A 14,356-nucleotide genomic window follows, 5' to 3' on the forward strand; every position below is an offset into this window, starting at 1 on the left:
TTCCCCATGTGAGAGTAGGTCATCGTCAAGATTAAATTCCAAACCCCCTGTCTGCTCACGCAGACAGGGGGTTTGTTTTTGCGCCGAGAAAAGTTTCGGCGCAACCTGTGCTCACTTTTTCGCTGCCCCATGCGTTTTTCAGAGCAAAAAAAACCACCTCGCAAGGTGGTTTTTTCGAGCCTGTGACTCAGTCGCCGTAGTAAATACAGCCACTGGTGCAGGTTTCATGAATGCGTATTGCCGACAGCTCTGGCAGCAAGGGTTTGAGCTGTTGCCAGATCCACTTGGCCAGAACTTCGCTGGTCGGGTTTTCCAGGCCAGGGATGTCGTTGAGGTAGTTGTGATCTAGCAGCTCATAAAGCGGTTTGAAAATCGCTTTGATTTCAGAAAAATCACGGATCCAGCCAGTTGCCGGGTCAATGTCGCCGCTTAGATGGATAGCAACCTTGAAGGAGTGACCGTGCAACCGTCCGCATTTATGGCCTTCAGGAACGTAAGGCAGGCGGTGCGCAGATTCGAAGGTAAACTCTTTGAAAATTTCCACAATAGTTATAGCTCTGAAGAGGTGACTATCGCCTGAGCGATAAATACAGGGCAGCAGTTTAACAGTTAACGCCCGCAGCAGGTGCATACCTCCAGCCATGCGGTATCAGGGCGGCCGATTCAGTTTCAATTAAGCTCGTGGCGTTATGCTTCGACCCTTTAATATCGTAAGAATGACGCTAAGGGAGGCCCTGGAGGTCAGTGATGACAGTGAACCTGCGAGTTGGCGGACTTGTCGTACTTGTGCTCTGTGCTTTCTGCTCCTTGGCCATTGCACGTGACCTGGGGCAAGACGAGGCATTGCGTTTGCGTGAGCAAGGGCTTATTCAGCCCCTGGAGCAACTGCTGCAAAAAGCTCTGGAGCGGCACCCGGGCGCAAAGTTGCTGGAGGTAGAGCTGGAGGAGGATGACGATATTTATGTTTACGAGGTTGAACTGCTTACCACCAGTGGCGTAGTGCGCGAGATCAAGCTGAACGCCAGTAATGGTCAATTGCTCAAAGACGAGGTAGATGATTAATGCGGTTGCTGCTGGTTGAAGATCACGTCCCCTTGGCTGATGAACTGATGGCCGGTTTGGCCCGTTTGGGCTATGCCGTTGATTGGTTGGCTGATGGCCGTGATGCTCTTTATCAGGGGCAGAGCGAACCCTATGACCTGATTATCCTTGATCTGGGCTTGCCCGGGATGTCCGGTATCGATGTTCTCAAGCAGTGGCGTGCCAAAGGCCTGGCCACACCTGTGCTTATTCTGACTGCCCGGAGTTCATGGTCCGAGCGCATCGACGGGCTAAAGGCCGGTGCTGATGATTACGTGACCAAGCCCTTTCATCCTGAAGAACTGCAGTTACGGGTACAAGCGTTGTTGCGCCGCTCCCACGGGCAACCGAATCAGCCTTTATTGAGTTCTGCCGGGCTGCAACTGGATGAGGCCCGTCAATGTGTTATCCATGATGGAACCGAGGTGCAGTTGACTGCCGCCGAGTTTCGGCTTTTGCGCTATTTCATGTTGCACCCGCAACAGATCCTCTCGAAAAGCCATCTGGCCGAGCATCTCTATGACGGTGAGACCGAGCGTGATTCCAATGTGCTTGAGGTTCATGTGAACCATCTGCGTCGTAAGCTTGGGCGTACAGTCATCGAAACCCGTCGTGGTCAGGGGTATATGTTCGGTACGGCCAGTCAGTGAAGTCCATGCAAAGGCGCTTGAGCCTGGGTTTGATCAGTGTGCTCTTGATTGCCGGTCTGGTAGTAGGCCAGGTCAGTCTGTGGTTGTTTGAAAATGGCCTTCAGCGTTATCTGGAGTCAGGCCTGCAAAACGACAGCGAGAACTTGCTGATTGCCTTGAGTCGTGGCCCCCAGGGCTTGCAACTGGATGAGCGGCGTTTGTCGCCGGCGTATCAGCGGCCATTTTCCGGGCACTATTTCAGTATTGAATTCGGGGAGACTCACTGGCGTTCACGCTCGCTGTGGGATGCTCAATTGCCGCGCCCCGACCGACCGGGCCTGAGTCGTGAACTACAGCCTGGCCCGGAAGGGCAGATGTTACTGGTCTTGCGCAGCGACTATCAGCGCCTTGGCCAGGCGGTATCGATCACGGTGGCTCAGGACTACACGCCGATACGCGATAGCTTGCGTCAAGTTCAACGGATCGGTCTTGGTATGGGGGTCTTGGCCCTTATTGTGATTTTGCTGCTGCAGCGCGTCACGGTTCGCCGTGCCCTGCGGCCGTTGGAAACAGCACGCCAGCAAATTTCTCAGCTTCAGTCGGGGCAGCGCTCTCAGCTGGATGCCCGGGTGCCCCTTGAGCTTGAGCCACTGGTCACGCAGATTAACCATTTGCTGGCTCATACCGAAGACACCCTCAAACGCTCGCGCAATGCGCTGGGCAACCTGGGGCATGCACTCAAAACTCCGTTGGCGGTGTTGATCAGCCTGGCCAACGATCCGCGGCTTGCGGCTTATCCGCAGATACAAAATACATTGTGTGAACAGTTGGAGCAGATACAGCAGCGCATGAGCCGTGAGCTTAACCGTGCGCGTCTTGCGGGCGATGCCTTGCCGGGTGCGCAATTCGATGCGGATGCAGAGTTGCCGGGGCTGCTGTCGACCCTCGGGATGATCCACGGCGAGCATCTGCAACTGACGCACAACGTTGCGCCGGGGTTGCTGTTGCCCTGGGATCGGGAAGACATGCTCGAATTGCTCGGCAATCTTCTGGATAACGCCTGCAAATGGGCGGACTCCCAAGTCGAACTGAGCATCAGCCAAACTGGCGACGGGTTTGTCATTGAAGTACAGGACGATGGCCCGGGCATTCCCGAGACTGAGCGTGATCAGGTGTTCAGTCGTGGTATGCGCCTTGACGAGCAAGCCAGTGGTCACGGCCTGGGGCTTGGCATAGTGCGGGATATTGTTGAAGCGTGGGGTGGCAAACTGCAGCTTGGAACGGCTGAGATAGGCGGGTTGCTGGTGAGCATCAAGCTACCGGCGCGTAAGCAAAAGGCGACGACGGCTTAAAGCCGTCATCGCCAAAGGGTCAGACGCGAAACTGATCCATCAGTTTTTGCTGCTGGTTGGCCAGTGAGTTAAGCGACTGGCTGACCCGTGCAGATTCATTGGCTTGCTCAGACAATGACTCGGTAACATCGCGAATGGTAGCAACGTTGTTGTTGATCTCTTCCGCCACGGCACTTTGTTCTTCTGCCGCACTGGCAATCTGCAAGTTCATGTCGGTAATCACGGTCACGGCATCGCCGATCTGTTGCAGAGCGGTCACGGCTTGACCCACCTGCTCGACACTGCCCTGGGCCTGGCGATGGCTGTTGCTCATGGAGCTCACCACTTCCTGGGTGCCGGCTTGCAGTTGTTCGATGACCTGGCGGGTTTCCTCAACCGATTCCTGGGTCCGGCGTGCCAGGTTGCGTACCTCGTCGGCCACCACGGCAAACCCGCGTCCGGCTTCGCCTGCTCGTGCCGCTTCGATCGCTGCGTTCAAGGCGAGGAGGTTGGTCTGTTCGGCAATTGCACGAATAACTTCCAGTACCGATCCGATTTTCTCGCTATCGGCAGCCAGCCCTTCAACCTGGGTCATGGCTACGCTCATGTCGGCGGCCAGATGATCGATACTGGCGGTGGTGCGATCGATGATGGTCAAGCCCTGTCGTGTGGCCTGGTCGGCATCACGGGCGGCCTGGGCCGCTTGCGCTGCGCTGCGTGCCACATCCTGTGCGGTAGCGCTCATCTCATGGGAAGCAGTGGCTGCCTGATCGACCTGACGGTATTGCTGCTCCATGCCTGCGCTGGTCTGGGTGGCAATCGCCGCTGACTGATCGGCCGTACTGCGGGCATCCTGCACCGAGCGTTTGACCTCGGCGATGGTCGGTTGCAGTTTGTCGAGAAAGCGGTTGAACCAGCTGGCCAGTTGCCCCAATTCATCTTTTTTATCGTAGGCCAGGCGACGGGTCAGGTCTCCCTCACCGCTGGCAATATCTTCCAGCATATGGGCCACGCCGAGGATTGGCCGGGTCACGCTAAGGGCCATCAGCCACACCAGCAAGAGCCCGATAATGGCCGCCAGTGAGCCCCAGGCCAGCTCGATCAAAGCTCCGGCTTTATTACGTTCGTCCAGTTCGGCCTGCAACGCCTGGGCCGGGCCGATCAGAACTTTCTCGGGTACGTCGAGCAACACGCCCCACGGCTTGCTGCCCGGAATCGGCAGGAAGGGTGTGAGCACCTTCAGGCGTTGCTGGCTGCGAATGCTTTGTACCTGATCACCGCTGGCCATCATTCGGATCAGGGCCGTGCCATCGTTGCTGTCGACCTGGTCGAGGCGTTGGGCAAGTTTGCTGGCATCAGCACTGAAACCGGCCAGGATGCCTGCCGAACTGATGATGCCCACCCGGGTTTCCCCGTCGTACAGTCGCTGGCTGGCTTGCAGGCTGAGGGCTTGCAAGCTGTTGAGGTTGATATCCACCGACAGCGAAGCGATGACTTTACCGTCCACGATCAATGGGAAAACGATACTGGTCAGCAGTACGCTTTGCCCGTCGATTGTATAAAAGTAAGGCTCGATGATGCACGGTTTGCGTGTGGTGCGCGGGCAGGTAAACCATGCGTTGTTGGCCTGGCCGCTGGGCCCGGTGCTGGTATCGGCCATGTCTGATTCGGGCAGTGCCATCGAGGTCAGCTTGCCCGGCGTCGGTTGCGACCAGTACAGGGCAAAGCGGCCCTTGTCGTTACTGCCCAGTTCTTTTTGATGATCGAACAGCTGATCCTTGCCATCCAGTGCGTTGGCTTCGAAAACCAGCGAGAGCCCCAGCAAGTCCGGGTTGGCCTGCAGGGCGGCTTTGACCTGACGGGTCAGGTCTTCACGCAGGTCGAAGGCATCCAGAAAGCGTTTTTCCGATTGCTCACGCAAAAACAGGACTTGGCGGGCGAAGCCGTTGCCGTACTGGTAGGCGTCCATAAACTGGCGGCTGATTGCCAGTGCCTGGGCTTCACCCTGCGCTTCAATGCGGGCCTGTGCCGCCTCATTGAGCATCTGCGAGCTGGATGCCTCCACCAGATCGGCAGTGTGGTCCATGCGATAGAGCGAAAGCCCCACCAGCAGGGTAACAACACCCAGCAGGCTGAGCCCGGCGAGAAGGGTGATTTTCCATTGGATGGAAAGCTGTCTGAGCGACATGGAGACATCCTGACTAAAAGAGGCTTTGTCTGTTAGCGGCCGCAGGTGGTATTTCTTTATGCCAAACCCCGTTTTTTTAGTATGTGACCCTCCCTTTAAAAGTACGATTTGGCCCTGCAAATACTAGGGTTAAGGCCGATTGTGGACGATTGTGGGGCCGCTATCGGCATGCGCTTTGACATGACGCTGATGGTGCTGCAAAGTGTGCGCCCCCAAATACACCCACACTTCCAGATCCGGCGATTGGAACAGTCTTCTTTTGCCCGAAATTTTCCGCTTCACGGTGTTTTTATCGTGGTGCGCGCTATGAGGTTGTAATGATGAATGCAGTAATTGCCGCGGTCGGCATCATGCTGGTGCTCAGTCTGTCCCGTGTGCATGTGGTTATCGCACTGATTGTGGGTGCCCTTGTGGGCGGCCTGGTCGGCGGGCTGGGTATCGAGGCTACGCTCAATGCGTTTAATGGCGGCTTGGGTGGCGGTGCTCAGGTCGCTTTGTCCTATGCGATGCTGGGCGCTTTCGCAGTAGCCATTGCCAAGTCTGGCCTGGCCCATGCCATGGCCGATAAAGCGCTGCGCATGGTCAACAAGCAGCAAGCCGTGGGTGGCAATCGGGTCAAATGGCTATTGATCGGCTTGCTGCTGGTGGTGGCTATTTCATCGCAGAATATTCTTCCTATTCATATCGCCTTTATCCCGCTCTTGGTTCCGCCGTTGTTGTATGTGCTGACCAAACTGAAAATCGATCGACGCCTGATCGCCTGTGTCATGACCTTTGGTTTGATCACGCCCTACATGTTCTTGCCGGTGGGATTTGGCAACATCTTCCTTAACCAGATACTGCTCGCCAACGTCAGCAAAAGTGGCGTGGATATCAGCGCTGTCAACGTGACCCACGCCATGGCAATCCCGGCTTTGGGCATGTTGTTCGGCTTGCTGGTGGCGGTATTTATCAGCTACCGCAAAAAGCGCGATTATGATCTGGGCAAGATCGAGCAGGTCGAGCAGGTGGCCATTAGTTATAACCCGCGCACATTGCTGATGGCTGGGGTGGCCATTGCAGCGGCGTTTATCATTCAGCTGTGGCTGGGCTCCATGATCATTGGTGCGCTGGCAGGCTTTCTGATTTTCTCGGCCTCGGGGATCGTGCGCTGGCGTGAGACCGACGATCTGTTTACCGAAGGCATGAAAATGATGGCCATGATTGGTTTCATCATGATCGCCGCTTCGGGTTTCGCCGAAGTGCTCAAAGCCACGGGGGAGGTCAAGTCGCTGGTTGAAGCGTCTGCCGGCTGGATCAACCACAGCAAGGGGGTAGGTGCACTGCTGATGTTGCTGGTGGGTTTGCTGGTGACCATGGGCATCGGCTCGTCCTTTTCAACGGTGCCTATCCTGGCGGCCATTTTTGTGCCGCTGTGTGTGCAACTGGGCTTCAGCCCCATGGCCATCGTGTGTATCGTCGGTACGGCGGGCGCTCTGGGCGATGCCGGTTCGCCAGCGTCGGACTCCACCCTGGGCCCGACTTCCGGTCTGAATATTGACGGTCAGCATCACCACATCTGGGACACCGTGGTGCCCACCTTCCTGCATTACAACTTGCCACTGCTGGCCTTTGGCTGGGTTGCGGCAATGGTCTTGTAAGGCACGGGTTTTACGGCAGTTCGATCCGGCCGATTTCTCCGGGAACGGTCGGCCAGTCGCCTGCCGCCCAGCGCGCTCTGGCCTTTTCGATAAGGGCCGGGTCGCTGGCGACGAAGTTCCAGTTCATACGCCGCGGGCCATCCAGCGGTGCGCCGCCGATCAGCACCAGGTGGCAGTCGCTGTCGGCACTCAGGGTCATCTCTTCGCCTGCTTCCAGCAGCACAAGGCTGTGGGGCTCCAGTGCCTGGCCATCCAGTTGCACGTCACCTTCAAGCATATAAAGCGCGCGTTCCGGGTAGTCGGCCGGGATCAGCAAGGTGGTGGCCGTTTGCATATGCACGTCTGCGTAAAGGGTAGGCGAGAGCACCGGTACCGGCGAAGTCAGGCAAAAGCCTGTTCCGGCTATCAGGCGAATCCGTACCCCGAGGTTGTCGCTTACGGGCAGGCTGTCGGCGGGGTGATGACTGTAGTGGCTTGCACCTTGCTCGTGGGTTTTGGGTGATGCCAGCCACACCTGCAGGCCGTGCAAATGTGAACCCTGCTCTAGCAATGATACCGGCGTGCGTTCGATATGGGTAATGGCTGCACCGGCGGTCATCCAGCTGACATCGCCGGGACCCACCAGTTGGTCAGATCCCAGGCTGTCCTTGTGCTGAATCTGGCCTTCAAACAGATAAGTCAGCGTAGACAGACCAATATGCGGGTGCTGTCGGATATTCATGCCGCTACCGGCAGGGTAATGGGTTAGCAGCATGTGGTCGAAAAATACGAATGGCCCGACGCTGCGGCATTTTGCCGAGGGCAGGGGGCGCAAAATCGGTTGGCCTTCTACGTCCTCGGCCCGAGGTCGGATCACTGTGAGTGCGCGCATGGTGCTGGCCCGGCAATGGATAAGCGCTGAGCATAACCCAGCGCTTATCCGGGCGGCAGGCCGTTACTGGCTGAAAGCGCCTTCAGACAGGTGGGTTTCGATGGTGACCTCGGCGGTGGTCATCAGTTTATGCACCGGGCACTTGTCGGCCACATTGTGCAGTTCCTCGCGCTGAGCGTCGGTCAGTACGCCCTTGAGGGTCAGTTTGACGTGCAGGGCATATTTGCCCTTAAGTTCTTCGCTGGCGTCGTGTTTGACTTCAACCGTGACTCCGGTGAGCGGGATCTCTTTTCTCTGTGCGTATAGCTTGAGCGTCAGCGCTTTGCAGGCGCCAAGGGCGGCATCGAAATAATCATGGGGGGTAGGGGCGCTGCCTTCGCCGCCCATTGCTTTGGGCAGATCGGTGAACACTTCGTAATCGTCGATCTTGATGCTGTGACGAAAACCTTCGTGTGACACGGTATTAACGGTAACAGTCATGGCAAACCTCAGCGTGGAGTGATTAAACGTCCTGATCTTTATAGAGCATGCTGGCGGCTGTACGTTCCCTCGGACAAAAAAATGCCCCGAACCAGTCGGGGCATTTTTTACGTCGCGAGCGGGTGGCTTATTTGCCAGCCCAGCGCTTGAGGACCAGAGTGGCGTTGGTGCCACCGAAGCCGAAGCTGTTGCTCATCACGTTGTTGAGCGTGACGTTCTCGCGGGTCTTGGTCAGGATCGGCATGTCGGCAACGACAGGATCGATCTCTTCGATGTTGGCCGAGCCAGCGATGAAATTGCCTTCCATCATCAGCAGGCAGTAGATCGCTTCATGAACGCCTGCGGCGCCCAGGGAGTGACCCGACAGGCTTTTGGTCGAGCTGATGGCCGGGGCCTTGTCGCCGAATACCGCGCGCACACCTTCCATTTCCTTGGCGTCGCCTACCGGAGTAGAGGTGCCGTGGGTGTTGAGGTAGTCGATCGGGCCGTCAACGGTGGCCATTGCCATCTGCATGCAGCGGATGGCGCCTTCACCGCTTGGGGCAACCATGTCGTAGCCGTCGGATGTTGCGCCGTAGCCGACGATTTCAGCGTAGATCTTGGCGCCACGGGCCAGGGCGTGTTCCAGTTCTTCAACAACAACCATGCCGCCGCCACCGGCGATGACGAAGCCGTCGCGGTTTTTGTCGTAGGCACGGGACGCTTTTTCAGGCGTGTCGTTGTACTGGGTGGACAGGGCGCCCATGGCGTCGAACAGGAACGACTGGCTCCAATGTTCTTCTTCGCCGCCGCCGGCAAATACGATGTCCTGCTTGCCCAGCTGGATCTGCTCGACTGCAGTGCCGATGCAATGGGCGCTGGTGGCGCAGGCAGAGGAGATCGAGTAGTTCACGCCCTTGATTTTGAAGGGGGTGGCCAGGCAGGCGGAAACGGTGCTGCCCATGGTCCGCGTAACGCGGTACGGGCCAACACGCTTGACGCCTTTTTCACGCAGGATGTCGAGTGCTTCCATCTGATTCAGGGTCGACGCGCCGCCGGAGCCGGCGATCAGGCCGGTACGCGGGTTGGAGACTTGCTCCTCGGTCAGGCCCGAATCAGTGATGGCGTCTTTCATGGCCAGGTAGGCGTAAGCCGCTGCGTGGCCGACGAAGCGATAGATCTTGCGATCGATCAGCTCTTCGAGAGGCAGGTCAATGGAGCCGGAAACCTGGCTACGCAGACCCATTTCGGCATATTCCGGGTTGAATCGGATGCCAGGGCGACTTGCACGCAGGTTAGCGGAGACGGTCTCTTTGTCATTGCCCAGGCACGAAACGATGCCCAGACCAGTGATAACGACGCGGCGCATGCGGATAACCCTTAAAAGTTGTCAGTGGAAGTAAATACGCCGACCCGAAGGCCTTCGGCAGTATAAATCTCGCGACCGTCGACAGTTACCGAACCATCGGCAATGGCCAGGTTCAGCTTGCCCTTGAGGACGCGCTTGATTTGAATGTTGTAGGTGACTTTCTTGGCGGTCGGCAAGACCTGGCCAAAGAACTTCACTTCGCCCGAACCCAGGGCACGACCGCGGCCCGGCAGGCCCTGCCAGCCCAGGTAGAAGCCGACCAGCTGCCACATGGCATCAAGGCCCAGGCAGCCCGGCATCACCGGATCGCCTTCGAAATGGCAGGCGAAGAACCACAGGTCCGGGGTGATATCCAGCTCGGCGACCAATTCACCTTTGCCGTACTTGCCACCCTCTTCGCTGATATGGGTGATGCGATCTACCATCAGCATGTTAGGGGCGGGCAGTTGCGCGTTACCCGGGCCGAACAGTTCGCCGCGGCTACAGCGCAGCAGATCTTCCCGAGTAAAGGCGTTTTGTTTGGTCATGCGAGCTCCTCAATAATCCCATGCGGCGGGTGGGGCAAATCTTCCCGACCAACTGAAACACAGGTGTTTCAGTTCGCCAGCCTACACATAGACTATTGCGTTGTAGTGAAAGTCACAGCGCAAAGGACAAGAATGTACACTTGTGCACTGAAAATTTAAATCGGGCCGGTTCAGTGGCCCATTCGGGTGCCTAAGACTGCCGCACTTTTGTCTTTTACGCCAGTCGCAGGTGGCCTTTTAGCCATAAGTTACTGGACCCAGCGCTGCAGAATTTGTTCCAGGTCAGCGCGTTTGAACGGCTTTGCCAGGTAATCGTTCATTCCGGCCTGCAGGCAGGTCTCCCGGTCGCCCTGCAGGGCATTGGCGGTCAGGGCGATGATGGGCAGGGCCCGGCAACCGGGCAACTGGCGGATTTGCCGGGTGGCTTCATAGCCGTTGATGATCGGCAGCCGGCAGTCCATCAAGATCGCGGCGAAGCGCTCGCTGTTGGCAAAGTGAATGGCCTGTGCACCGTCACTGACCATAGTCACTTCATACCCCAGGCTGCTTAGCATGGCCTCAATGACGGTCTGGTTAACCTGGTTGTCTTCCACCAGCAGCACTTTGCGCCCGGGTGCACAGATGGCCCCAGGCTCCAGCAACGGTCTCTGGCTGAGCGTGACGGGTTGATGCAGTTGCAGCGGGATTTCGAGGGTGAACACCGAGCCTTGGGCCTCTTCGCTCATGGCGTGCAGCGTGCCGCCCATTCGCTCCGCCAGTGTGCGGGCGATGGGCAGGCCCAGCCCGGTGCCACCATAACGTCGGGAAATAGAGCTGTCGGCCTGCTGGAAGGCGGTGAACATGGCGTCCAGTTTTTCGCTGTTGATCCCGATACCGCTGTCACGTACGGCGCAGGTAAACCAGATCAGTTCGTGATCCAGTTGTTGCCAGAGCGGTTCGATAATGACCTGACCCCGTTCAGTGAACTTCAGGGCATTACCGATCAGGTTGACCAGGATTTGCCGGATCCGGGTCGGATCGCCCAGTACAGGCAAGTCCTGCAGCCCTTCAGGAATGTTCAGTTGCAAGTGCAGGCCACGTTGCACGGCGTTGTGCTGGAATGCCTGGGCGCAGTTGCTGACCATTTCGGCGAGGTTGAAGGGGATACGCTCCAGCTCCAGCGCTGAGCGTTCGATTCGGGAGAAATCGAGGATATCGTTGATGACCTTGAGCAAGTGCTCGGTGGATTCCGATGCCAGGGCGGCATATTCGGCCTGCTCTTCGGTCATCTGCGTGGTTTCCAGCAGTTGCAGCATGCCCAGTACGCCGTTCATGGGGGTGCGCAGTTCGTGACTCATCATGGCCAGGAAGTCGGTTTTCGCACGGTTGGCACGCTCGGCTTCTTCACGTGTCTGGATCAATTGCGCAATGGCAGATTGTTGCTCGCGGCTGGCTTGCTCAAGGCCTGTGGCCAGGTTATTGATGTGTTGGGCCAATGTGCCCAGCTCGCCGTCGTCGACCACGGGCAAGGGGGTTTTATAGTCGCCGTACTGGATGGCCTTGACCGCCTTGCTCATGTCACTGATGGGCCTGGACAGGTTGGACGCCAGGCGCTTGGCCAGCAGATAAGTGAAGCCCAGGGCAAACAAGGCAAGAATCACGGCCTTGAGCAGGATTTCCTGCTGGCGCGTGCTGAACGCTTCGCCGGACATGCCGACCAGTACCCGGCCCAGATAATCTTCTGTCAGGTCCGCAGCCTGTCGATTGCCGAGCAGTAAATAACCGCCGGAGGGGCTCTTCTGCACTCTGACCGGCGCCTGAAACACTTCAACCTGCGAGCTCTTGTCAGCATTGGGCGCGGGATGCTCGGCGTGGGCCAGTATGTCGTTGGCCCGGTTCTGTACCTGCACGAATTGAACATGGGGAATGTTCAGCGAGGCGTTGATCAGGGTTTCCAGCACATCGTTGTTCCCCGACATGATCCCGTACTCGGTGGCGGGTGCCAGCTGGTTGGCGATCAATTGGCCGGTGTGCTTGAGTTCCTGGCGCAAATCCTGGATTCGTACGAAGGTAAAAAAGCTGATCAGCAACAGCGTCAATAGCAGGGCCGGGCCCAGACTCATCATCTGCGTGCGGGTGTGGATGTCCCACCGGCTGCGAGTCATCATGGGAACGCGGCTCCGTCGGTCAGTCGCCAGTGCGTCAGTCCATTTCCACTGTCCATTGTCATCCTTGACCTGCGCGTGTTCATTTTGAAGTGCAGCAATGCTGCCTCTGGGTGTGAGTACCGGAACCGCATGGTAACCGAGGTCCTGTTCTTTTTCAGTCATGGCCATCTATATGCTGTGGGGCTGGTCGCGGGGGATGTGCTCCGTATAATGCCGTCATTGCCACTGCTAGATGGATAACGGGATTGCATATGACTGAACAGCACGCTATTGCGGTCTTGGGAGGCGGAAGCTTTGGCACCGCCGTGGCCAACTTGCTGGCAGAAAACGGTCATCGAGTGCATCAGTGGATGCGCGACCCCGAGCAAGCCGAGGCCATTCGCCTCAATCGTGAAAACCCTCGTTACCTTAAAGGTATCAAGATTCATCCCGGGGTCGAGCCGGTCACTGACTTGCAGGCCACACTCGATGCCTGCCAGTTGTGCTTCGTGGCTTTGCCGTCCAGCGCCTTGCGCAGTGTGCTGGCGGAGCATGCCGGGCGCCTGAGCGGCAAGATGCTGGTCAGCCTGACCAAGGGGATTGAAGCCCACAGCTTCAAGCTGATGAGCGAGATCCTTGAAGAAATCGCCCCGCAGGCACGCATCGGTGTGCTTTCCGGGCCCAACCTCGCCCGCGAGGTGGCCGAACATGCGCTGACTGCCACCGTGGTCGCCAGCGCCGACGAAGAACTCTGCACCCGCGTGCAGGCTGCACTGCATGGCCGCACGTTCCGTGTCTACGCCAGTGCCGACCGCTTTGGCGTGGAGCTGGGCGGGGCCCTGAAAAACGTTTACGCGATCATCGCCGGCATGGCCGTGGCGCTGGGTATGGGCGAGAACACCAAAAGCATGCTGATTACCCGTGCCTTGGCAGAAATGACTCGCTTCGCCGTCAGCCAGGGTGCCAACCCCATGACCTTTCTCGGGCTGGCAGGAGTAGGCGACTTGATCGTTACCTGCTCATCGCCTAAAAGCCGCAACTATCAGGTCGGCTTTGCCCTGGGGCAGGGGCTGAGCCTTGAAGATGCCGTTACCCGCCTGGGTGAAGTGGCCGAAGGCGTGAATACCCTTAAGGTACTCAAGGCCAAGGCGCAGGAACTGAACGTTTACATGCCATTGGTTGCCGGGTTGCACGCAATCCTGTTCGAGGGCTACACCCTGGAGCAGGTGATCGGGCAATTGATGCGTGGCGAGCCCAAGACCGATGTCGACTTTATCTCCACCAGCGGTTTTAACTGAGCACCACAGGAGCAGCACATGAACGACACTAAAAACGCACCCAAGTACGAGTCGCTTGTTTTGCGCGTGCTGTGGATGCTGGTTTTCCTGCTGGTCTGGCAGGTGGCACAACTGGTTCTTGGCGGGCTGGTGCTGGTGCAGTTGATTTACCGTGTGGTCTACGGTGCGCCCAATGGCGGCTTGATGAACTTTGGTGACAGCCTGAGCCTTTACCTGGCGCAGATCGGTCGTTTCGGCAGTTTTCACACCGAACAAAAACCCTGGCCGTTCGCCGACTGGCCAGTGCCGCGGGCACCTGAAGGCGAAGCGCCCTACACGCCAGGCGCCAATGGTGAAGGGACCAAGCCATGAAAGTCTGGATTCTGCGTCATGGCGAAGCCGAGCCCCATGCCCGCCGTGATGCCGAGCGTGAGCTGACCCCCCACGGGCGTGAGCAGGTGCTGGGCAGCGCCGCTCATTTGATTGGCCAGCCGCTGGACTGCATTCTGGTCAGTCCTTATGTGCGCGCCCAGCAAACCGCCGCGTTGGTTTGCCAGGCCCTGGGCTTTTCATCACCACCCGTCACCGTGCCCTGGCTGACGCCCGAAAGTGAACCCAAGTATGCGCTCGGCAAACTGCCGGACAGCGGCAATGTGCTGTTGGTCAGTCATCAGCCGTTTGTAGGTGAATTGATCAGCCTGATGCTGCACGGGCACATGCGGCAACCGCAGCCCATGCACACGGCCAGCCTGGTGGAGCTTGAAGGTGAGTGGCCGCTGGCGGGCAGCATGACATTGCTCAGCGCATATCACCCCTGAGCATTGCAGCGGTTGCACAGTACGGTCGTAGTGCAAGATAG

Annotated in this window: 14 protein-coding genes and 1 pseudogene; 7 read left to right on the forward strand and 8 right to left on the reverse strand. The window is 57.9% G+C overall.

The window, feature by feature from the left end; genetic code table 11:
• Positions 1–187: 187 nt before the first annotated feature.
• Positions 188–544: a 6-carboxytetrahydropterin synthase QueD gene (queD, locus tag FHL07_RS05535; protein ID WP_019410510.1), complete on the reverse strand. Its 357-nt coding sequence runs from the start codon at positions 542–544 to the stop codon at positions 188–190.
• A 203-nt stretch (positions 545–747) separates the two neighbouring features.
• Between queD and FHL07_RS05540 the strand changes: the two genes are divergently transcribed.
• From FHL07_RS05540 to FHL07_RS05550, 3 genes are read left to right on the forward strand one after another with little or no spacing between them, the layout of a single operon-like run.
• On the forward strand, positions 748–1,062 hold the full coding sequence (locus FHL07_RS05540; RefSeq protein WP_095002706.1) for a PepSY domain-containing protein: 315 nt from the start codon (positions 748–750) through the stop codon (positions 1,060–1,062).
• Positions 1,062–1,730: a response regulator transcription factor gene (locus FHL07_RS05545; protein ID WP_095002705.1), complete on the forward strand. Its 669-nt coding sequence runs from the start codon at positions 1,062–1,064 to the stop codon at positions 1,728–1,730. Before FHL07_RS05540 ends, FHL07_RS05545 begins: the two co-directional genes overlap by 1 nt.
• Positions 1,727–3,061 (forward strand): ATP-binding protein, encoded by a 1,335-nt coding sequence (locus FHL07_RS05550; RefSeq protein WP_095021292.1) that lies wholly within the window; start codon positions 1,727–1,729, stop codon positions 3,059–3,061. The genes FHL07_RS05545 and FHL07_RS05550 overlap by 4 nt, the downstream gene beginning before the upstream one ends.
• 19 nt (positions 3,062–3,080) lie before the next feature.
• On the opposite strand, the gene FHL07_RS23975 is transcribed toward FHL07_RS05550, so the two are convergent.
• Together FHL07_RS23975 and FHL07_RS23980 are read right to left on the reverse strand one after the other, a co-directional pair.
• Positions 3,081–3,836 carry a methyl-accepting chemotaxis protein gene (locus FHL07_RS23975; RefSeq protein WP_370688632.1) on the reverse strand — a complete coding sequence of 252 codons (756 nt, stop codon included), beginning with the start codon at positions 3,834–3,836 and terminating at the stop codon, positions 3,081–3,083.
• A 102-nt stretch (positions 3,837–3,938) separates the two neighbouring features.
• Positions 3,939–5,228, reverse strand: a pseudogene (locus FHL07_RS23980) (HAMP domain-containing protein); the annotation flags it as partial.
• A 320-nt stretch (positions 5,229–5,548) separates the two neighbouring features.
• Between FHL07_RS23980 and FHL07_RS05560 the strand changes: the two are divergent.
• Positions 5,549–6,868, forward strand: coding sequence for a Na+/H+ antiporter family protein (locus tag FHL07_RS05560; protein ID WP_138738345.1), 1,320 nt, complete (start codon positions 5,549–5,551; stop codon positions 6,866–6,868).
• A 10-nt stretch (positions 6,869–6,878) separates the two neighbouring features.
• Here the strand turns inward: FHL07_RS05560 and FHL07_RS05565 are convergent, their stop codons facing one another.
• From FHL07_RS05565 to FHL07_RS05585, 5 genes are all read right to left on the reverse strand, one after another.
• A complete protein-coding gene (locus tag FHL07_RS05565; protein WP_138738191.1) occupies positions 6,879–7,739 on the reverse strand; it encodes a pirin family protein in 861 nt (286 codons plus the stop codon).
• A 63-nt stretch (positions 7,740–7,802) separates the two neighbouring features.
• Positions 7,803–8,219 carry an OsmC family protein gene (locus FHL07_RS05570; protein ID WP_138738192.1) on the reverse strand — a complete coding sequence of 139 codons (417 nt, stop codon included), beginning with the start codon at positions 8,217–8,219 and terminating at the stop codon, positions 7,803–7,805.
• 127 nt (positions 8,220–8,346) lie between these two features.
• Positions 8,347–9,567: a beta-ketoacyl-ACP synthase I gene (fabB, locus tag FHL07_RS05575; RefSeq protein WP_095002700.1), complete on the reverse strand. Its 1,221-nt coding sequence runs from the start codon at positions 9,565–9,567 to the stop codon at positions 8,347–8,349.
• Positions 9,568–9,578: 11 nt separating this feature from the next.
• Positions 9,579–10,094, reverse strand: a complete 516-nt coding sequence (fabA, locus tag FHL07_RS05580; RefSeq protein WP_003210552.1) for a 3-hydroxyacyl-[acyl-carrier-protein] dehydratase FabA — start codon at positions 10,092–10,094, stop codon at positions 9,579–9,581.
• A gap of 248 nt (positions 10,095–10,342) precedes the next feature.
• A complete protein-coding gene (locus FHL07_RS05585) occupies positions 10,343–12,241 on the reverse strand; it encodes a response regulator (protein WP_095002715.1) in 1,899 nt (632 codons plus the stop codon).
• 251 nt (positions 12,242–12,492) lie between these two features.
• Between FHL07_RS05585 and FHL07_RS05590 the strand changes: the two genes are divergently transcribed.
• From FHL07_RS05590 to sixA, 3 genes are read left to right on the forward strand one after another with little or no spacing between them, the layout of a single operon-like run.
• Positions 12,493–13,518: an NAD(P)H-dependent glycerol-3-phosphate dehydrogenase gene (locus FHL07_RS05590; protein ID WP_095002699.1), complete on the forward strand. Its 1,026-nt coding sequence runs from the start codon at positions 12,493–12,495 to the stop codon at positions 13,516–13,518.
• 18 nt (positions 13,519–13,536) lie between these two features.
• The gene (locus FHL07_RS05595) at positions 13,537–13,869 is read left to right on the forward strand and encodes a DUF4389 domain-containing protein (protein WP_095002698.1); all 333 of its coding nucleotides are present in this window, start codon (positions 13,537–13,539) and stop codon (positions 13,867–13,869) included.
• Positions 13,866–14,315 carry a phosphohistidine phosphatase SixA gene (gene sixA / locus FHL07_RS05600; protein ID WP_095002697.1) on the forward strand — a complete coding sequence of 150 codons (450 nt, stop codon included), beginning with the start codon at positions 13,866–13,868 and terminating at the stop codon, positions 14,313–14,315. The genes FHL07_RS05595 and sixA overlap by 4 nt, the downstream gene beginning before the upstream one ends.
• Positions 14,316–14,356: the final 41 nt, after the last annotated feature.

Origin of the sequence: Pseudomonas sp. FSL W7-0098 (genome assembly GCF_005930585.1) — a bacterium.
GTDB lineage: Bacteria > Pseudomonadota > Gammaproteobacteria > Pseudomonadales > Pseudomonadaceae > Aquipseudomonas > Aquipseudomonas bubulae.